The organism is Bradyrhizobium sp. WSM471 (genome assembly GCF_000244915.1).
In the GTDB taxonomy this organism is placed as follows: domain Bacteria; phylum Pseudomonadota; class Alphaproteobacteria; order Rhizobiales; family Xanthobacteraceae; genus Bradyrhizobium.
The window spans coordinates 1,697,434-1,717,211 of sequence record NZ_CM001442.1 but is presented as its reverse complement, the minus strand read 5'-3'; the positions used below and the strand labels follow the sequence as shown (position 1 = coordinate 1,717,211).

The following is a 19,778-nucleotide window of genomic DNA, read 5'->3' as shown; positions in this document are numbered from 1 at the left end:
CCGCAGCGGCAGCGGAGGATGGCGGAGGCCGGCTATTTTGCTTCGCGATGCAAAGCGCGCTGCCAAACGCATGATGTGTCTTCACATCGCTGGCGCGCGGCGGAAAATAGCCGGACGCAGCCATTGCCGGCCCGGGCCGCTTGCCGTCCGATCGCCCTCTAGAAGGCCGAGGTCGCGTCCTCTTCCGGTATTGGCCTCGCCTATGACCGGCTTATCAACGTCGATCGAAGACCGGGAGCTATTCCGCGGCCACCGTCGACGAATGCAGGAAGCGAACGACGTCTTCTGGCACAAGCTGAAACCGCAAGGCTGCTCGGAGGGTATCGAGACCGAAGACATCCAGATCTTCGTTGAAGTCGCCCAGCCGCGGCGACAGCGCGATGGCTTCAATGCCGGCGTCTGCTGCGCGCTGGCTGAGAATAGCCTGCACCGCATCGCCGGCGGCATCGGCGTCGCGGGCGATATAGAGCCGACGCAGGCCAGATGGGAGCATCATGCCTGAGAGGTGATTGGCCGAAAGCGCAGCGGCCATGGGCATAGTCGGCAGCACGTAGCGCAACGACAGCATAGTTTCGATACCCTCGCCGGCAGCGAGCACGTCGTCCACCACGCTGAAGCGAACAGCGTTGCCGAGGAGATCGCCCATCGCGCGTCGTGGGGTATCGATCGGAGCCTTGCCGAGCCGAACACGATCAAAGCCATCCGGATCGAGCCATGTGCGGTGCACGCCAGTGATCCGTCCATCAAGGTCCGTGACGCAGGCGATCATCGCCGGCCAGGTCTCGGTCGGCAGATGATCGTCCGGTCGATAGTAGCAGCATGGATGGAAGCGCAGGCTGCCACCATGGTGGATGCGCCCTATTCCGCGACGCTGCAAATATGCCTCGGCTACTGTCCCCTCGATCGGGCTAGATATCGCAAAGAGCCGACGGGCAGCTTGCCGCGATCCGATCGGCACTATGGAACGAACAGGTTTCAGCGGCAGTTGCTGCTCGGAACGAGGCAGGTTCAAAAAGCGCCTCGCCTCCTCTGCGGCCTCATGAAAGCCTCGCAAGGCCAGACTTTCACGAATGATGTCGAGGAGATCACCATGCTCGCCGGTTGCGGCATCGGTCCACTTGCCCGCCGGCCCCTTCGGCGATTCCTTGAGCCGCACAAACAATGAGCGGCCCGGGGCGTTGTGGACGTCGCCGACCACCCAGTACCGGCCCGCCCGCTTGCCATTGGAGAGATAGTGTCGGCACACCGCCTCCGCCTCGCGCGCGAGGCGGCCTGCCAGTTCGGAAGCATCGCGGGGCATCAGGCGGCCTCCCGCTCACCGATGCGCGCAACCGGATAAGTATCGAGCACCTTCGACAGGATCTCGACGCCGCTTGCGGCCGTCGGCACGAACATGCGCAGCTTCCAGGAGATAATCTCTCCAAAGAGCCCGTAAGCCCGCAAGCGATCGCGCATGGTGTCGTTGAAGCCCGAGAGTTCGATGCGGTGTGCGCCCATCACTCGGACACGGCGAAGTTGGAGTCCCTCCGCAAGCTCGAGGACGGTCCGTCCCTCCATCAGCGCGGCGAAGGCAGCGTCCGGCGTCAACGCCGGCGCGTCCGCCGCAAGGGCGTTCGCGACCCAGGTCGCCGAGACCTTGCGACCGATGATGCGCTCGCCCGCGTCGGTCTGCAGCCGATAGACCCGGGTCGACTCGTTCGGCAGACGTTTCCAGATCGGCAGCAGCAAGCCGGCCACTATGTGGATCGTGCTTTCCGTGAACTCGGGTACGTCGGCAAGCTCCGCCAGCCAGGCCGCGGCGAAGCGTTCACGGTCCGCCTCGCCCCAATGGCTTTCCGCCATCATCTTCAAGGGAACGCTATGCTGCTCCATGGGGCGGATCAGGCGGACGCGCCGCTCGATCTCGCCATCATCAAGCATGAAGCTCGGAGCTGCGACTTGTACGGCGGCACGGCCCGAGCGCTCATTGATCATCAAGACAGCACGAAGATCGCAAAGACGACCGAGAGCGTCATCCAGGCTCACAGGATGATTGCGCTGGCGCTGGGTGATCGTGAGAAGCCGGGTCTCGGCGCTAGTGCCGGGATGGGTATAGATCGTCCGCCGGTCGATGACGGCAAAGCTCTCGGCGCGAAGCGTTTCCAGCCCGACGTCGTAGGTGCCGGAGGCGACCGCGCCTTCGATCCGGGCGGTCAATAGCTGCTCGAAGACGGTGAACAGGATATTCTGAAGCTCGATCGTGAGCGCCAGCAACCGGTTCAGGAAGGTCGTGATCGGCGGCAGGCCATCCCTGAGACCATTGGCATCCGTCAGCTTCAGGCCGGTCGCATCCTCAAACTGCTCCAGCGAGCAGCCCTCAACCTTGCCGCGCGCGAGTAGTGTATAGAGCTGCCGCAACGCGTCGCGGCCGTACTGGCTTTCGAGATTGTCCTCGGGCCGAAACAGGCCCTGCCCCCCGGTCTGGCGCTGGCCCCGCGTAATGGCTCCCAACGTATCGAGCCGGCGGGCAATGGTGCTGAGAAAGCGCTTTTCAGCCTTCACGTCGGTCGCGATGGGACGAAACAGCGGCGGCTGCGCCTGGTTGGTCCGGTTGGTGCGGCCGAGCCCCTGGATCGCGGCGTCCGCTTTCCAGCCGGGCTCGAACAAATAGTGGACCCGCAGGCGGCGATTCCGCGCCGACAGCTCGGCATGGTAGCTCCTCCCCGTGCCGCCCGCGTCGGAGAACACGAGGATCCGCTTGACGTCATCCATGAAGGCCGACGTCTCGGCGAGGTTGGCGGAAGCGGCCCGGTTTTCGACGACCAGCCGGTCTCCCTTGCGAACGATGCGACGCGAGCGGCCGGTCACTTCGGCGACCATGTCGGTACCGAAGCGCTGGACGACCTGGTCCAGCGCCCCAGGCACCGGCGGCAACGAGGCGAGCTTGTCGATCAACCGATCGCGACGTGCGACGGCTTCCCGGCTCTCGACCGGTTGGCCGTCGCGATAGACGGGCCGGGAGCAGAGATTGCCCTCCGCGTCCGTGAAGGGCTCGTAGAGCTGGACCGGAAAGGAATGGGCGAGATAGTCGAGAACGTACTCGCGTGGAGTGATGTCGACCTGGACGTCGCCCCAGTCCTCGGTCGGGATCTCGGCGAGCCTTCGCTCCATCAGCGCCTCGCCGGTCGAGACGATCTGGATAACGGCGGCATGGCCGGCGTCGAGATCGCGTTCCATCGAGCCGATCAACGACGGCGTTTTCATCGAGGTCAAAGGGTGGCCAAAGAAGCGCTGCTTGGCGCTCTCGAAGGCAGATCGCGCGGCCGATTTAGCCTGGCTGTTCAGCGTACCGGTCTCGCCGGTTATGTTGGCGGCCCGCATTGCCGCATCGAGGTTGTTATGGATGACGCTGAACGCGCCGGCATAAGCGTCGTAGATGCGAACCTGTTCGGGGGTGAGCTGGTGCTCGATGAGCTCGTACGCGACGCCCTCGTAAGATAGCGACCTCGCCGCGTAGAGACCGAGCGCCTTGAGGTCACGAGCCAGCACCTCCATGGCCGCGACGCCGCCCTCCTCGATCGCCTCGACGAACTCGGCGCGGGTGGCGAACGGGAAATCGTCACCGCCCCACAATCCCAATCGCTGGGCGTAGGCGAGATTGTGCACGGTCGTGGCGCCGGTCGCCGAGACGTAGACGACGCGAGCATTCGGCAAGGCGTGCTGGAGCCTGAGCCCCGCGCGCCCCTGCTGGGAGGCCGCCTGATCGCCACGCTCGCCTTTCTGGCCTGCCGCATTCTGCATCGCGTGGCTCTCGTCGAAGACGATTACTCCGTCGAAGTCGGAGCCCAACCATTTGACGATCTGCCGAACGCGCGAAAGCTTTTCGCCGCGCTCGTCGGTGCGCAGCGTAGCGTAGGTGGTGAATAGGACGCATTCGGCGAGCCGGATCGGTGTGCCCTGCCGGAAACGTGACAGCGGCGTCACGAGCAGCCGCTCCATGCCGAGCGCGGACCAGTCGCGCTGCGCGTCTTCGATCAGCTTGTCGGATTTACTGATCCAGACGGCACGGCGGCGGCCCTGCAGCCAGTTATCGAGCAGGATGCCGGCGACCTGCCGCCCCTTGCCAGCGCCGGTGCCGTCGCCCAAAAAACAGCCGCGGCGAAAACGGACAGCATTTTTCGCATCGTCCCGTGCGGCCGCGACAACATCAAAGGTCGCATCCACCGTCCAGGAGCCCGCAAGAAACTCGGAATGCGCCTCGCCGGCATAGATGATGCTCTCAAGCTGGGCATCGGACAGGATGCCATCCGCCGCGACATTGGCCGGCAGATGTGGCCGGTAAGACGGCTGCGGCGGCGCGACTGAGGCCATCGCGGCGGACTGCACGAGTTTGGTCGGATGCGCATGCGTGTCCGGAATACGGATCGCCTGCAGCGCGTATTCCTCATAAAGCGCGTCAGTCAGTCGAGCGCCTTCGGACGGCGTCCATCCGACCGTCTCGTAGGTGAGTTCGACGCCCTCGGTCTCGCCATCTCCCGAAGTCGACGATGGTCGTGGTGCAAAGGCGCCGGTCGGCCGCGACGTCGCAGGGCGCCTGATGACGTCGACCACGACAGGGGTGGCGATGGGCAACCTCGGCGGCACATGCTGGATCACCCAGCCGAGCAAGGTGGCGACATCGCTCGCGATGCCCAGTGAAGCGCCAAAGACCTTCGGGTCTGCGGCGGGCTGCTTGTCGATCACGACCAGCCTTGTGTCGGTCTGCGTTCCGTGTTTCGCGTAGACCACGCCGTCGATGGCGGCAGAAAACACCACCCGCCCGCATTGCTGGAGGCGAACGAAGGCATCTCGCCATGCCGGATTGTCCGGCGCAAGGCTGGCGCCGGTGATGGCCACGAGACGCCCGCCGTCGCAAAGCCGCGCCAAGGCTGATGCGATATGCCGGAGAGCCGCGTCCGCCATCCGCCGATCGACGTTCGCCAACGCCGAGAACGGAGGGTTCATCAGGACAACGCTCGGTACGACACCCGCATCGAGGTGATCATCGATCTGGGCGGCGTCGAATCGAGTGACCGTAACGTTGGCGAACAGTTGGTCGAGCAAGGCCGCGCGGGTCTCGGCCAGCTCGTTCAGTACCAAGGCGCCGCCGGCGAGCTCGGCAAAGATGGCGAGCAAGCCGGTCCCCGCGGACGGCTCCAGAACCCTGTCGGACGGCGTGATCCCGGCCGCGGTGCATGCAGCAAGCCCCAGCGGGATCGGTGTGGAGAATTGTTGAAGGGGCTGGCTATCCTCGGAGCGCCGCGTATGGGTCGGCAGACAGCGCGCGATTTTCGCGAGCATCGGCAGCATCGCGGCCGTTGACCCAGCCTTGGTCCGGAGAGCCGGGCCAAACTTGCAAAGGAACAGAACGGTTGCCGCCTCGCAGACATCATAGGCGGTCTTCCAGTTCCAGGCGCCAGTGGCGTCGGAAGCGCCGAAGGCAGCTTCCATGGCGCCGCGCAGGACAGCGGCATCGATGCGACGGCCGCGCTCGAGATCAATCACGAGCTGTCGCGCGGCCCTGACGGCGGCGGAGGTGAGACTTGCAGCGGCACGCATCGAGAGCGGCGCGGCGGCAGCGCCGCCAGCGAGAGATTCGGTCATGACCGGGTTCTTTCGGAGAGCAGGAATGGGTCGAACCATCAGGCGCTCTCCTTAAGACCCGACGGCTCAAACCCTTCCCGGCCCGGCTCTCCCTCTCAGCCCTCGCCCATAAGAATGGGGACCGGCGCGACACACCGGTCCCCAAGCAATTGCCGGACGGCCGGAGCCGTCCCTTTCTACGATGTCACTCAGCCGCGTCGAGCTGTTGCGGATCATCGTCGCCCGCGTTGTCCCGATCCTCGTCATCGGCGAGGAATTCGGGGAGCGGGCCCGCTTCACTCTCCTGCTCCCCTGACGCCGCATTGGGATCGACGAGACGCAGCGGCTCCGGCAACCAGCCCGAATCATCGAGCAGACGCTCAGCCTCCCTGGCCATGTCCGCCTTCTTCAGGTGGTCGATCAACTGCGCAGACGACTCGCCCTTGGCTTCCCGCACTGCCTCCAGAATGCGAGGCTTGGTGACCCGGCCGAGATAGTTGTCGACGGAGGCCTTCCACCCAGCCTGAACCATGTCGAGGCCGACCGCACGCGCCAGAACATCAGCTTGGTCGAGCCGGGTGCGGACGCCGTGGGCGGAGACGCGGCCCTGATTGTAGCGGCTGGCCGGCTCATAGACGGCGTTGACCGCAAATGACGCGCAGTGGGCGAACAGGGATGCCTGTGCGGCGTCGTCGAGGACTGTGAGCGCATCCCAGAGATCGTTCTCGCTGTCCGGCAATCGTGCTTTCCAGGATTCATGCCGCGCCTCAACGGACTTCGCGGACGCGCTATCCCTCAAGCCAGGCGCTTGAGCCGGAAAGGTCGGCGTGCGAAGTCCGATCTCAAGGCAGCTTCCGGATGAAGCGGACCGGTAAAAGGCCGTCAGCACGAAGTTGTGCAGCACCGCCTGGAACGCAATCGCAGGATTTTCCGCCAGCGCATCCCGCAACGCCAGCGTGCGATGCGCTGTCAGCTCGGTGATCAGCCGATCCGGCAGAGGTTTGGTCGCGTCCTCATCATCTTCTTCCGTGTCAGCAGCGCCGCCAGCCACCGCGATGACCGTGCGCTGGACGGAAGTACCAGCCGCCTTCCCCTCGATCGACTGTGTATCGGCGTCCTGCCCGACATCGGGCTCGGCCGCCGACACATCGTCTTCCGGCCGGACGTAACCCCGATCCACCGAGAGGCGCCCTTCGGAATCGATGCTGACGAAGACGCCAGCGCAGGCGATCTCGGCCGGCTCGTACATCATCGGCCGGTGTTCGAACGCGACCATCGCCGCCTCGATTTCGCCGAGGCGCCGATCGACCTCATCGGCCAACTCGTCCGCATCCTGATAATCGGATTCAAGCCTGGCTTGCTCCGCGTTAAGGGCGTCGATAGTGGCCTGCTCCTCGGGGGAGAGATCGACAGGTTTGCCATCGATTTCGCGCAGGCCCTCCGTGTGGCCGTAGGGGAATTCGACGGCGACCGAAATCCACTTCCAGCCTTCGGCTGCAATCGTCTCGGCTTCGGCTTTGAGCTTTTCTGTCACGAGACGGTCGAGCAAAGCAACGTCCTGAAGCCAGCCGCCATCATCGTGCTCGAACAGATCCCGCAAAACGCCGCCACCAGCCTGCTCGTAAGCATCCAGCCCAATGAACTGAACGCGGCGATCGGACGCGCGCACGGTATTTTCCGTGAGCATTCGCCGGATCTGATAGGGCTCATCATAGCCGGATCGGCTGACGTTCTCCCAGACTTGCTCCTGGCGGGCGTGATCGGCTGTGACCGAGAACGCCATGAGCTGCTCGAGCGTCATGCCGTCTTCGGCATAGACCTCATGCAGCTTCGGCGACACCGACGCCAGCCGGAGGCGTTGCTTCACGACGACCGGTGTCACGAAATGCCGGGCCGCGATATCCTCGTCGGACATGCCGGCGCTACTCAAGGTCTGGAATGCCCGGAACTGATCGAGCGGATGAAGCCCTATCCGCTCGTCATTCTCTGCAAGCGAGTCGTCTTCAGCGATGCCCCCCTCGCGCACGACACAAGGAACCGCCTGCGTCTTCGCCATGCGCTTCTGCTTTACGAGAAGCTCCAGCGCGCGATAACGTCGGCCACCCGCCGGCACCTCGAACATGCCGGTCTCATTGCCTTCGGCGTCCACAACCGCCCGCACGTTGAGACTTTGCAGGAGCGTACGCAGCGCGATGCTTTCGGCGAGTTGCTCGATGGAAACGCCCGCCTTCACATGCCGGACATTGGACTGGCTCAGGACCAGCTTGTTGAACGGAATGTCACGTGAGGGGGACAGCGTGATCTTTTGGACAGCCTTCGTCATATCGATTCTCCACGACGGGCAGCCGAGAGCCTCTCTCTCGACCTCCAACCCGTCGCGGAAACGCCCCTGCCCTCTCACTCTCGTGCTCGCGGTGACGGAGGAGAACCTCACGCCGCTTCCTGATCCGCTCTCTCCGTGGTGATGTCGACAACCACTTCCGGCAAGAATCCAAGGAGATAGTCCGCTACCTTGCTGGCCTGGGAAGCGGCCCGGACAATTGCACGATTGTCCTCGCGCAAGACTTCAAGCCACGAGCCGATATAGTCGGCGTGCCGCACCGTGGGCACCATACCGAGCGAGGCGCAACTGAACGCCGACGAGATTTCCGCAACCAACTCCTCGAAGGCGTACTTCCTGGTACCAAAGCTGCCCGACAAGTCGCGGTTGAGACGCGATGCATGGCCGCTGGCATGCGCCAATTCATGCAGGGCCGTTCGATGCCAATTGATCGGTTCGAAATAGGCTTGCGGCGGGGGCACCTGCACATAATCTTCCGTCGGCACGTAGAAGGCGCGGTTGCCGCCGATGCGGAAGTCGATGCCGGTCGCCTGGATCAGAGCATCGACCGTCGGCTCGATCATGCCGGGTGGCGGTGGTGGCGCAGCGGTTACGATGTCCGAAGCCAGCCCGTCGCATTGATCGAGATTGAAAACGTTGAAGCGCTTCAAGAACGGAACAGCTTGTGCCTCTTCGCCGGTCTCATGTGCGCGGCGCTTTTCGTCGACCGGCACAAAGCGGTCGGCATAGACGACGGTCGTGCCGCGTTCGCCCTTGCGGACGTGACCACCGAGCGACAGCGCCTGACGGAATGTGAGCCAGCTCTGCCCTGTGAATGCGCGCTCAGTGGCTGCTCCCCAGAGAATCAGAACATTGATGCCGCTATACTGACGGCCGGTCGCGGCGCTTTTCGGCATGGCCAAAGGCGCCTTCGCCGCCGCGGTACCCCAAGGCTGCACCCATGGCACTCGGCCAGCCTCCAGTTCGGCGATGATCTTGTTGGTGATTTCGTCATAAAGGTTTGCCCGGTCCTCACCGGTGCGCGCCCGAGTATGGTGTCTGGACATCGCGGATCTCCGCGACGGGCGCCGCGAGCTTCTCTCGCAGCCTGTAACCCGTCACGGCAAAACCCGGCCGACACTCTGACTCTCGCCTCTACCTGAGAGAATACGACATCTGCGAGGCAGCCCGCCTTCAATCGGTGTTCATGGGAATTGCGTTGAGCTCCCTAGGGCCGCAGGCCCGACCAGGCGTGCGCCAGGGGCGCATCGCCTCAAGGGAAAATAGCACCCGGAGAGCGTGAGCATAGCGACCCGAAGGGACACGCGGGTCCGAGTGCAGCGACGAGACCGGTTAAGAGGGCACCCGGGAACGGGGCAGTGATAGCGATCGCCGCAGGCGAGCCCCTTTTCCGAGTGCCCCGGCGAGGAGCTCCGCATCCCCTTGCGCGAGGGATTAAAGCCGGATGGCCGAGACGCAACGCGGCTCGGTTCACGAAAGCCCGATGCGGCGGAGCCGCACGCGCGCGAGCGGAAGAACTCCCCCAAAGCTTGAGTCGGAGAACCTAGATTTCCTCGCGCGCATGCGTCTGCGCGTCATAGATCCTGATCTGAAGCATGGGAAAACGCTTCTTCAGTTCTTCGCCTCCTGCCCTGGCGCCGTCTCTGGTTGTAAATTCGGCTTTGAGCCGGCCGTCGACTTCAAGCGCGTAACCAGAGGCCGGCAATTCACGGGTGGCAGCAACCATTTCATTCCCATTATGCAGTGAGGTGGTTCAAGAATGATGGGTAGCGTGAGTCGCCCAAACCGCGCCAGAGCCACCTGCGCAAGTGCGGTGATTGGCCAACGCACGTTGTGGATTGGCGCCTTGCCGGGATCGCATCAAGGATGGGCATTTGCATCATCCGAACAGGCGGACGGCTTTCCACTTGCGCGGATGCATGCACGATAGAGCCATGGCTCCACGTAACTGCCCTTCCAGAGACCCTGGCCGGTGCGCTCAGCCTCGCGCTGAGCTTCGCGATATCTGCCCTTCGAATATTGAGGCCAATCCAACGCAAGACCGTTGTGCACAAGCCATTCGCCGAGGTCCGTACCACCAACCGAGCAGGTCGCCACCGCGCGGCCATACGGGTCGAGGCTGACCGGGACACAATTGACGGGACGGCGGGCAATGAAGGCGTCAAGGTCGTTTGCGGCCTGCGCACCGCAACGGTATTGCAAGCTGTCTTCGCCGCGGCACAGCTGGCTGCTTTCCGGTGCATCAATGCCCAAAGCCGGATGCGCACGCCATGCATGTCCAGCGTGTCGCCGTCGATCACGCTGGCCTGTCCGACAAAATCATCGGCCAAGGCCCCGCTCGACAGAATTGTGAGAATCAATGCGACAGCGGTTCGACGCATTTCCAATGACCTTGTAGCTGCCGCAAATCTCGCGGATTGATTTCGGCCAGTTCTCAAGGGGGTTTCAGCGCCGGCGGAGCTCGGACCGCTCGGGATAGTGAAACTCCGCGCCGCGCAGCCAGCGTCCCTCGAAGCGAGCCCAGAACAGAATTGCATCCATCGGCCAGGTGGATTCATAAACCTTCCAGACCCATCATTCTCTAATAACTTCGCCGGTCGCGGTGAATGCCAGGCCCCTCAGCCGGCAAAAGCGCGTAAATTTCGTCCCGGCGCGCCCGTTGGGATGAGGCAAGGGCGCTGCAGCGCGCTTTGCCGGACAAGGCGCTGAAAGTCGTCATGCGCGAGGCGGACAAGGAAGACAAGATTGCAGCGTGCCTGGTTTTGCACAGGGCGGCGGAACAGGTAGAAAAGCACCTGCGCCGACGATATGGAATCCCTGCTCGGTATTAGCAGCCGGAACGAACCTAGGCTGCAAGGATTCGTCCCGCGCGGAGGAGCGATCTTGATGCTGATGACCAAGGAGAGGCGGGCGGCGATCCGCACGGTCCGGGGGTGGGCGATAGCCGCGCTGCAGGAAGCAGCCGCGATCCGCAAATGTGAGTACCACGGCTGGATGCAGGACCGCGCAGACCCGCACGCCCGTGAGCGGGTGTTCGAAATCGCCCGCCTGGATCCGCCACCGGGCTTTCGCCCGAGGCGGCCACCGGCGCGATGACCGAGGTCCTGGACTCTTCCGGCGATACCTGCCCCGAATGCCCGCCCGAGGTCTAGAGCCCCGTTCCGATGGAATCGGAACGGGGCTCTAGAGTCCAGTTTTGACGCGTTTTCTTTACGCGAACCGTTACCCACTTCGCTCGAAGACGCTCTAGGCAACGTGACGGACAATCGACGCGAGCAAAGATCAGCGCCCGAGACGCTTCTCGACCCGCTTCCGGCTGTTGCCGACCTTCTTGACAGCTTTCTTGACCGCCGACGCCGACCGACCTGTCTTCTTGGACTCGTACCCCACTTCATACTTTTGCCCGCCGGCCACACGGGCCCGGTCCTGCTTGCGCCCGCGCGCCATCTTCTTCTTCGCTGCCGCCATCGGCTCCTCCTGTCGGATTTGATGACAAACCAACGCGGCAAGGGATTCACGGGTTCCGGAACGATTCGAACTGTGTCAGTTTGAATCAGCTGTTGCGTGGAGTGCTTCAGTGGCGTTTCAGCGCAAAAGACCCGCGGCCATCGGCGTGAAGGCGCCGTTGCCCGGCTTCATCGAACCGGCCTTGGCGACCTCGATCGAGAGGGTACCCTCCGGTAGCCGATGGATTCACGAAATCAAGTTCGACGGCTACCGGGTGCAGGTGCATCTGGCCAACGAGGCGGCCAGGATCTTCACCCGGCGTGGCCACGACTGGACGCATCGCTTCAAGAAGGTCGCCGACGATGCCTGGCGCATCAAGGCGAGGTCCGCCGTCATCGACGGCGAGATCGTCGTTCCCGCCGCCGACGGCACGACCGATTTCTCGGTGCTGCAGAACGAGCTCAAAGGCAAGTCGACCAAGATCGTGCTGGTGGCGTTCGATCTGCTCTATCTGAACGGCCGCGATCTCCGGAAGCTGCCGCTCATTCAGCGCAAAGCCGAACTCAAGAAGATCCTAACCGGCACCGACGTCCAGTTCAGCGAAAGCTTCGAGATCGAGGGACGCGAGATGTTCGCGCACGCCTGCAAATTCGGCCTGGAAGGTGTTGTCTCGAAGGTGCGAGACGGTCCCTATCCGAAGGGCCGTACAAGCGACTGGGTGAAGAAAACCTGCATCCAGCGCGAGACGCTGACCATCGCCGGCTTCTCGCTCGACGAGGGAAAATGGGACGGCATCTATGTCGGCCGCCTCAAGGGCGACGATCTGATCTATGCGGGCAAGGCCGACCACGGCTTTGACAAGACGTTCGCCGCTGACCTCCAGAAAAGACTGAAGCCGCTGATCCGGAAGACGCAGCCGCACACCAAGCGGATCGCACATAAGGGCATCTGGGTCGAACCAAAGCTGCTCGCCGAGATCGAGTACCGCGCGAAGTCGGCCGAGGGAAAGGTCCGGCACCCGTTCTTCCGGGGCCTGCGGGAGGATTTGTGATGGATGCATTTGATCGGGCCAACAAGCCCCTGGAGAGTCAACTGACGATACCGGCCGAGCTACATCAGGCCGTCATGGAGCTCGCCCCTGAGAAGCGACGGGACCGCGCCGCAGTGAACCAGGCCGCAGCACGCGTATCAGATCCCGAACGATGAACGCTTGAAGGAGACCGCTGGCCTTTGCTCGTGAGTCCCACCACAGAAACTAACCCCGCGCCCGCCGCAACGCAGCTTCCAATCGCTCCTTCTCCTTATCCCAGCGGGCTTCTTCAGTTTGCGATCTCTTCTCAAGAGCCACGACCTCGACCTGGATGGCAGCCGCCCGCTTCGCGTGCTCCTGCTCGGCCTTGTCCAATGCAGCCTGCGCCTTATCGACCTCCTGCTGATGGCGTTCACGCTCCTTCTGCCTGGCGGCCTCTTCCTTCGCCCGTTCAAGCTCGCGGCGCCTTTGCTCCCGTTCGTAGGCGAGAGTGGCTTCCGCTCGGCAGCCCTGTCGACGGGGCGAGAGGAACGCTTCTTCGCCTTTGAGCCTTTCGACTTGCGGGCGGCTTTCGTTCGTTTTCCGCCCTCAAGATCGGTGGGCAGCACGGCATGCTCACTGAAAGGCCGGCCGGTTCCAACCGGACGTCTGAGAACGACGCCGGGCCTTGCCATAGTCGCGGCGATAACGTCCGGGTCGTCGCTCTCCTTCGCCGCGCCCTGATGGAAGAGATTGCTGTTAGCGCCCACGCCTCCAGCGCCACCTTCATCGATGGCGCGGCGATCGCCTGATCGAAGAAGCCCAGCGAAGTCTGGTAGTAGGTCTTCAGTTTTCTTGCCATCGGTTTGATCCGCCCTTTCCCGATCGATCGTCAACGTCGCGCACGCCACGGCGCCTGCGGAACACGACAAGGCCTCGAAGCGTTCCCTAATCCTTGAAGGACGTCCATGCATTTCGCAACGCGCTCTTAAGGATTGGCCTCGAATGAGCCGGACGTCGACCCTGCCCAAGCGCCTGCAGCCGATGCTCGCTACGCTCACCGACGCGCCGTTCGACGACCTCAGCTGGGTTTTCGAGGACAAGTACGACGGATTCCGAATGATCGCCGAAATCCGGCGGGGCAAGGTTGCGCTCTACAGCCGCAACGGCAAGATCATCAGCCGCAGCTATATCGAGGTTGCCAAAGCGCTGGAGGCGTGAAGGGCGACGCCGTGATCGACGGTGAGCTTGTCGCGATCGGTAAGGATGGCATCTCGCATTTCCAGTTACTTCAAAACGCGCTGCGCCACGAGGCCAAGCTGCTGTATTGCGCGTTCGATCTCATGTTTGAGAACGCAGCGGACTTGCGCAGCCACCCCCTCCTCGAGCGCAAAAAGCGATTGAAGGCAATTCTGCCGCGCGACAAGCTGATCGCCTTCAGCGCTCACCGTAAAGGGAACGGCACGAAATTCTTCGCCGAGGCCGAGCGGAAGGGTCTCGAAGGCATCATGGCGAAGCGCGCCGACAGCGCGTATGCGTCCGGAAGCCGGACCCCGGATTGGCTGAAGATCAAGACGGCAAAGCGACAGGAAGTGGTGATCGCAGGCTTCACGGCGCCCAGGCGCAACAGGCCGTTCTTCGGCGCCCTGGTCCTCGCCGTGCGCGAAGATGACGCTTGGCGCTACATCGGTCATGTCGGCACTGGCTTCAGTCACAAGGTCCTGGAAGACATCCATGCCAAGCTCATGAAGCTGACGGCCTCAAAATCACCCTTCCCTGCCAGAGTGAAGGATGAGGCCGCGACGACCTGGGTCAGGCCCTCGTTGGTGGCCGAGGTCAAATTTGCGGAATAGACCAGCAAGGGCGAACTGCGCCAACCCGTCTTCCTCGGGCTCAGGTCCGACAAGCGGGCGAAGGATGTCGTGCGCGAACGAGAACGTTCTCGAAAATAGCGCTTCCCTTCGTGCCCAACCGGCGAACGGAATTGAACCGGCGTCGCGTGAGCCGCCGCGAATCCGCCATGAATCGGGCGGACACAGAAGTCCGCATCAGAGCATAGTCAGACCCACAGCCCGGTGGCGACGATTGCTCGCACCTCGGATCGTAATACGGGGAGAATAGGGACTAGCGATCCCAACAATGGCTGCCGGCACGCCGCCGGCTCTAGAATGATCTTCCTGGTGCGCACGCTGTGCATCACGCGCAATGGGCCTCGATTGCGCAGGGATGATCCCAACACGTAACTCGCCTCGGCGAAAGCCTGGGCACGTGGGGATTGTCCTATGAAGACCATCGGCTGGGCTGCAATTATTTACACCATTCACGATGCCTACACCTTCGGAGCGCTCGTCCTTTTGGTCGCGGGCGAGCTTGCTGCTGCCTACGCGTCAGGCAAGCGGCTGAAACCGGATGTTCGCAAGAAATTAAGTTCTCGGCGTTTAAGTTGAATTTAACCATCTGCCCGTATGGTGATGGTGCCGAAATCCCGTTTCATCTGTAGTTTCAGAGGTATCGATGAGCGAATCACCAAAAAATGTCCAAAAAATTGACGTCCAAACATTGGACGTCATTCGCAAGGCGATGGCAAGCGGCCTGCACCGCCTGGTCGTGCGCACTCGTAAGGTCAAGCTGAATTGGTGGAGCGGCCATGTCGCCGCCGAGGAAACCGTCACGACGGTGGAGCCGACCGATGCTCGGCACTGAGCTCCCGGAATGGCGCAGCCGTAACCGATTCACCCAGGACACGTTGCGGATGGCGCTGGGCGTCAAATCGCGTCAGACCATCATCACCTGGGAGAAATCGACCGAGCCGCTGCCTCGCCTCGTTGAGCTGGCGTTGATGACGCTGGAGCGGTTTCCTGAGGAGCGGAAAGTGACGACGTTGGCGACGGTTCACCGAACCCCTCTCCCGGCGTCGTTTTAGCCTTTCTTGTTCGCGGCGAGCTTGGCTTCCGTAGCGATCACGATGAAGCCGCCGCAATGGCGCCAGCGGAATTCAAGAAGTACGATATCCGCCCTTCCGAGCCGGCGTCATGGCGGTCGTATCTGAAGGAGGCGCAATATCACCAGGCGCCTCCATCCGCGCGATCCTTCGCGACCGCCCTCACCTGTCTCTTCCTCAGCTGTGAATTCCCTCCCGGTCGTGTGTTCAGTCGCCTCCAAGGTCGTGGATTTCCGGTCGCATGCCCTCGGGCGTGACTTCGAGCGTCGCAAGCGTGATCGGCAGCTTGAAGCGTCGCCGTCCAGCGCTGCCGGGATTCAGGTAGAGAACGCCACCGACCGTGTTGATCTTCGGCACGTGGGAATGCCCGCAGACGATGACGTCAATGCCGGCACCAAGATCGTCCTGCAGCGTCTTCAGGTCGTGCAGAACGTAGATCGACTTTCCCGCCAAGCGCACGAGCGTCGTGTCGGGATATTGGCGGGCCCACTCGCCGCTGTCCACGTTTCCACGGATGGCCGTGACGGGCGCGATCCGGCGCCAGCGACGTCTTTCGGAAATCCAGCGCCACGTCCTGCGCATCTCCTGCCGCCGCTGCGAGCGGACCGTGGAAATCCAGACCGCCGATGCAGTCCGATTGTATGGCGGCAACGCGGTCTGGAAGGACGTCGCGCAGCGACTGCTCGACAACACCTGCCAGCAGCGCACCGGCAGGCATGAAGAAGATGGCTGCAGGCCGGCGCTCGACACGCCGTAACCCGCTTCCATATCGCCGATCCGATCTCTTGTGCCTGGATGTCCGGATGGCCCCGAAGTATCACCCTGCGCCCCTGCCGGGCGGCGATCGCAAGGCTCTGGCGAAAGAGCTTGGCAAAGCACGCGCGATGGCCAACATCCTGGCCGCCCAATCGGCCGAGATGCGGGCCAAAGGTGAGGCGATGATGCAGCAGGCCGACAGACTTCTTTGCGAAAGCTGGAACGAGCGGATGTGGAGCGACGGCGATGAGAGTGACTAAAGGCGACATGTGCGTGAACACCATCAAGTTGAAGCAAGGAAAGCAGGATGTGAAGCAAAGAGCTGCAGAGCCGAGCGGCATGTTCAAGAACTGGCGTGTCGTCGCCTGCAGGAATCCCGCCCGAGCTGCCACACAGAATGGGCTCGATACCCGCTTCTGCCGCACTCATGCTGAGCACTACGCCCGTCACGATATCTTGAACGCTGCGGACTGCGGAGTTCCTCAACTTCGACGAAGGATGTTCATTGTCGGGGCTCGTGACGGCGCCGCGTTTTGTTTCCCCGATGGGCTTGCGGACGAGCTGCTGCTTGGGGAGCCGCCGCGATCCAGACGAGTTATGGACGGTGGGTGATCGGTTCAAGACGGCTCGAGCTGTGGTCCACTGCTCCGAAGGGCGACCCCTCACACCTCCTTGGATAATGCCTGCTGGGGATCGTATCCGCATCGTTGGTGGGCACCATCGCCTTGCCGTATGCCGAGCGAAAAAGGCGACATCGATCCCGGTACTTGTTGAAAAGCGTCACTTGGATGAGGTCATGGCCATTCTCCGCCTGATACCTCATTCGTGAGCCTTCCCAGAACTACGTGCCAATTCTACATGAACGCCACAGCCGACGTGGGTACTCCGAGTGATTTCAGCTTGTAAATGAGGCGGCGGAGCGCCAGCATACTCAGGTACTCAGGTAGCCATCGGCCGCCTTCGTGGAATATTGGTTGAATAAGCCGCTGGTGAACAGCGGCGAACGCTTGGCAAACTTGCTGCCGACACTAGCAGACTATGCGCCATTTCCTCGTCAGCCAGGCTGAACCCGGTCCATTCCGCCTGTTGCAACTCGACAGGTCGCACAATGACCAGCGGAGCCAGCGTCAGCGCATACCTCGCTATGGCCGCCTGGCCGGCATTGAAAGGGGGGCTTATGCGCGGCTTCCTCTTGGACATACCAGATTGATGTTCTACACCCTTTAGTCGCGAGAACGTTTACAGCATTGAACGAAAATGCGCATTCTCAAGTGCCGGGGACCTTATGACTCAATTCAATATTGCCATCAGCAACTGCAACAGCGTGGACTGTGCCGAAGTAGTTCTCACGAAAGGCACGCTCAATATTAAGTATGGCCCGAATGGATTGGGCAAAAGCACATTGGCTAAGGCAATCGTCAGCAAGATCAGAGGGGACGGTGGCCTTCAAGACCTCGTACCATTCAAACACCGTGGCAATGCGGAGGCGGCACCTCCACAGGTTGAAGGCATCGACAGCTTGGCATCGGCCTTGGTCTTTGATGACGACTACGTTCAGCAGTTCGTATTCCAAAAAGACGAAGTTCTCAAAAATAGCTTCGACATCTTCATAAAGACCCCGGAATACGTCGCTGCGATGGTTGCTATCGACTCGCTGCTATCAGGGATTAAGCAGGCGCTGACGAACAACGCAGAGATCGAGCAGACCATCACCGATCTGAAGGAACTGCGCGATGCTTTTGGTAAGTCTAAACCAGGCAGCATTCCAAAAAGCAGCAAGATTCATAAGGCGTTCGGCACTGGCAACAAGATCGAAAACATTCCTGTGGCCCTTAAACCGTTCGAGACATTCATCCGGAGCAACGAGCCATCCAAGTGGATCGCTTGGCAGATCAAGGGCAACGACTTCTTGAAGCTGGGCGACACCTGCCCCTATTGCTCCACCGCGCTAGCAGGCGAGGGCCAGAAAGACACTGCTCTCGCTGTAGAGAAGGAGTACGATGCTACGGCGGTCGGCCATCTAAATACTCTGAAAGCGGTCATCGAAAGGCTCGGCAAATACTTCAGCGAGAAGTGCCGTGAAAACCTAGAAAAGGTCACGAAAACCAGGCTCGAGCTGACAGCGCAGGAACTCAGCTTCTTGACCGGACTAAAGGCTGAAATAGATGGGTTGATCACTCAACTGGAAGGCCTGCGGGCTATTTCGTTCTTCTCTTTGAGGGACGTTGAGCAAATCAGCGCACGGATTACGCCACTGAAGATTGACCTGGCGCTGATGGACAAGATGGACTCCGAGGACACAAGGAGCATCACGGATCCCGTCAATGCGCAGCTGGAAAGCCTCTTGTCGAAAGTTGGCGAATTGACCGGACAGATCAAAAAGCACAAAAGCAAAATCAAGAAGACTATTGAGTCTAATCAGGCAAGCATCAACGCGTTCCTAAAGTCCGCAGGTTATAAATACACGGTGGAGATCGTGCCGGAGGCCGAATCCTACAAAATGAAGCTGGTGCACCGTGATTTGGTTGGGCACCTCGAGACCGCCTCAAAACACTTGAGCTACGGTGAGAAAAACGCCTTTGCTCTGGTTCTTTTTATGTACCAGGTCTTCAGTGAGAATCCGGACCTAGTAGTGCTGGATGACCCAATATCCTCATTCGACAAGAACAAAAAGTTCGCCATTCTTCACGAGTTGTTCAAAGGCAAAGCCAGTCTCAATGGGCGAACGACCTTGATGCTCACGCACGATATCGAGCCTGCCATTGATGTCATAAAGAGCACTAAAGATGTTTTCCAAGCATCCAAGCCCTCGGCATCGTTTCTGTCGTCGCGGGGCGGTGTGGTGAGGGAAGTCCCCATTTCGAAGGAGGACATCCAAACGTTCGGGAAGGTCTGTAAAGCAAACATCGCCGCCCTGCAGGACCCGATTCTCGCAGCCATTTATTTGCGGCGCGATTACGAGCTGCGGGATGATGTCGGATTGGAATACAATCTTCTAGCTAGCCTGTTCAAGGGGCGAGCAGTGCCGACGCTGCAATCAAAAACCGAAAACCGGGATATGACGTCCGAGGAAAAGGGGGCAGCAGAAGCCAGCATCCGACAAGAGCACCTTCCCGGGTTTTCCTACGACGCACTTGTCGCGGAGGTGAACGATGTAAACTGCATCCGTGCGAAATTTTTGGCCACAGACGTCGGTTATGAGAAAATCCAGCTATTCCGGGTTTTCAACATTGATCACGACGACGACGTGATCCGGAAATTTATCAACGAGTCCTATCACATCGAGAATGAGTATGTGATGCAGCTCAATCCGCATAAGTTCGAGAGCATTCCTGAGTACGTCATCGAAGAGTGCGTACGACTGTTGCCCATGGCTAGCTAGTGATCACGACGATGGCGTTGCAGTGGCACACCGACATAGAAAAAACCATCATCAGAATATGACGGTCCCGCACCGAAAGTGTGCTGATACAGAACGAAGCTCTTTTTCGGAAATGAATCCAGAGCCAGAAGAAGAGGCGCTGGCGCCGAAATTAGGACGCAAGCTATCGGGCCGATAGAGCGTCGTCAGGCAACTCCTGCGAGAGCGGTGTCTCCCGAGCTGTCCAGCGGTTCAAGGACGGCTGGTACCCGATTGGTCATAGTGCGGTCCGTCTCATAGCGTGGATATCTGCTGGAACGTC

At 61.3% G+C, this 19,778-nt stretch carries 13 protein-coding genes and 5 pseudogenes; 9 read left to right on the top strand and 9 right to left on the bottom strand.

The genetic code is table 11. The annotated features are described in order from the left end of the window. Positions 1–238 precede the first annotated feature (238 nt). From BRA471DRAFT_RS07595 to BRA471DRAFT_RS07570, 6 genes and pseudogenes are all read right to left on the bottom strand, one after another. A complete protein-coding gene (locus tag BRA471DRAFT_RS07595; protein WP_007605943.1) occupies positions 239–1,300 on the bottom strand; it encodes a toprim domain-containing protein in 1,062 nt (353 codons plus the stop codon). Beyond that, positions 1,300–5,622, bottom strand: a complete 4,323-nt coding sequence (locus BRA471DRAFT_RS07590; RefSeq protein ID WP_198287869.1) for a strawberry notch-like NTP hydrolase domain-containing protein — start codon at positions 5,620–5,622, stop codon at positions 1,300–1,302. The genes BRA471DRAFT_RS07595 and BRA471DRAFT_RS07590 overlap by 1 nt, the downstream gene beginning before the upstream one ends. Positions 5,623–5,806: 184 nt before the next feature. Next, positions 5,807–7,924 (bottom strand): ParB/RepB/Spo0J family partition protein, encoded by a 2,118-nt coding sequence (locus BRA471DRAFT_RS07585; RefSeq protein WP_007605941.1) that lies wholly within the window; start codon positions 7,922–7,924, stop codon positions 5,807–5,809. A 107-nt stretch (positions 7,925–8,031) separates the two neighbouring features. Next, complete coding sequence (locus BRA471DRAFT_RS07580) at positions 8,032–8,988, bottom strand: ArdC family protein (protein WP_007605940.1); 957 nt, start codon at positions 8,986–8,988, stop codon at positions 8,032–8,034. Positions 8,989–9,485: 497 nt separating this feature from the next. Beyond that, positions 9,486–9,668, bottom strand: coding sequence for a hypothetical protein (locus BRA471DRAFT_RS07575; protein WP_007605933.1), 183 nt, complete (start codon positions 9,666–9,668; stop codon positions 9,486–9,488). Positions 9,669–9,802: 134 nt separating this feature from the next. Beyond that, positions 9,803–10,323 (bottom strand): annotated as a pseudogene (locus BRA471DRAFT_RS07570) (thermonuclease family protein). A gap of 505 nt (positions 10,324–10,828) precedes the next feature. Here BRA471DRAFT_RS07570 and BRA471DRAFT_RS07565 point away from each other — a divergent pair. Continuing rightward, positions 10,829–11,094: pseudogene (locus BRA471DRAFT_RS07565) on the top strand (hypothetical protein). Between the two features lie 130 nt (positions 11,095–11,224). On the opposite strand, the gene BRA471DRAFT_RS07560 reads toward BRA471DRAFT_RS07565, so the two are convergent. Beyond that, a complete protein-coding gene (locus BRA471DRAFT_RS07560; RefSeq protein ID WP_007605926.1) occupies positions 11,225–11,410 on the bottom strand; it encodes a DUF3606 domain-containing protein in 186 nt (61 codons plus the stop codon). A gap of 109 nt (positions 11,411–11,519) precedes the next feature. Here BRA471DRAFT_RS07560 and ligD (BRA471DRAFT_RS07555) point away from each other — a divergent pair, with 109 nt between their 5' ends. Then, positions 11,520–12,440, top strand: a complete 921-nt coding sequence (ligD, locus tag BRA471DRAFT_RS07555) for a non-homologous end-joining DNA ligase (RefSeq protein ID WP_007605925.1) — start codon at positions 11,520–11,522, stop codon at positions 12,438–12,440. A gap of 204 nt (positions 12,441–12,644) precedes the next feature. On the opposite strand, the pseudogene BRA471DRAFT_RS39510 reads toward ligD (BRA471DRAFT_RS07555), so the two are convergent. Further along, positions 12,645–13,260, bottom strand: a pseudogene (locus BRA471DRAFT_RS39510) (cell envelope biogenesis protein TolA). A gap of 143 nt (positions 13,261–13,403) precedes the next feature. On the opposite strand from BRA471DRAFT_RS39510, the pseudogene ligD (BRA471DRAFT_RS07545) reads away from it, so the two are divergent. The 4 genes and pseudogenes from ligD (BRA471DRAFT_RS07545) to BRA471DRAFT_RS07540 all read left to right on the top strand — a co-directional run bounded on the left by ligD (BRA471DRAFT_RS07545) (position 13,404) and on the right by BRA471DRAFT_RS07540 (position 15,321). Continuing rightward, a pseudogene (ligD, locus tag BRA471DRAFT_RS07545) lies at positions 13,404–14,350 on the top strand (non-homologous end-joining DNA ligase). Between the two features lie 330 nt (positions 14,351–14,680). Then, complete coding sequence (locus BRA471DRAFT_RS38060; RefSeq protein WP_007605917.1) at positions 14,681–14,845, top strand: hypothetical protein; 165 nt, start codon at positions 14,681–14,683, stop codon at positions 14,843–14,845. 67 nt (positions 14,846–14,912) lie between these two features. After that, positions 14,913–15,101 carry a hypothetical protein gene (locus BRA471DRAFT_RS38055; protein ID WP_007605915.1) on the top strand — a complete coding sequence of 63 codons (189 nt, stop codon included), beginning with the start codon at positions 14,913–14,915 and terminating at the stop codon, positions 15,099–15,101. Then, positions 15,088–15,321 carry a hypothetical protein gene (locus BRA471DRAFT_RS07540; RefSeq protein ID WP_007605914.1) on the top strand — a complete coding sequence of 78 codons (234 nt, stop codon included), beginning with the start codon at positions 15,088–15,090 and terminating at the stop codon, positions 15,319–15,321. Before BRA471DRAFT_RS38055 ends, BRA471DRAFT_RS07540 begins: the two co-directional genes overlap by 14 nt. Before the next feature lie 225 nt (positions 15,322–15,546). On the opposite strand, the gene BRA471DRAFT_RS39505 is transcribed toward BRA471DRAFT_RS07540, so the two are convergent. Beyond that, on the bottom strand, positions 15,547–16,107 hold the full coding sequence (locus BRA471DRAFT_RS39505; protein WP_007605913.1) for a metallophosphoesterase family protein: 561 nt from the start codon (positions 16,105–16,107) through the stop codon (positions 15,547–15,549). A gap of 35 nt (positions 16,108–16,142) precedes the next feature. Between BRA471DRAFT_RS39505 and BRA471DRAFT_RS07525 the strand changes: the two are divergent. From BRA471DRAFT_RS07525 to BRA471DRAFT_RS07515, 3 genes and pseudogenes are all read left to right on the top strand, one after another. Further along, a pseudogene (locus BRA471DRAFT_RS07525) lies at positions 16,143–16,352 on the top strand (hypothetical protein); the annotation flags it as partial. Further along, the gene (locus tag BRA471DRAFT_RS40245) at positions 16,342–16,707 is read left to right on the top strand and encodes a DNA cytosine methyltransferase (protein ID WP_157234008.1); all 366 of its coding nucleotides are present in this window, start codon (positions 16,342–16,344) and stop codon (positions 16,705–16,707) included. The pseudogene BRA471DRAFT_RS07525 and the gene BRA471DRAFT_RS40245, both read left to right, overlap by 11 nt. Positions 16,708–17,380: 673 nt before the next feature. After that, on the top strand, positions 17,381–19,477 hold the full coding sequence (locus BRA471DRAFT_RS07515; protein ID WP_007605911.1) for an AAA family ATPase: 2,097 nt from the start codon (positions 17,381–17,383) through the stop codon (positions 19,475–19,477). Positions 19,478–19,778 lie beyond the last annotated feature (301 nt).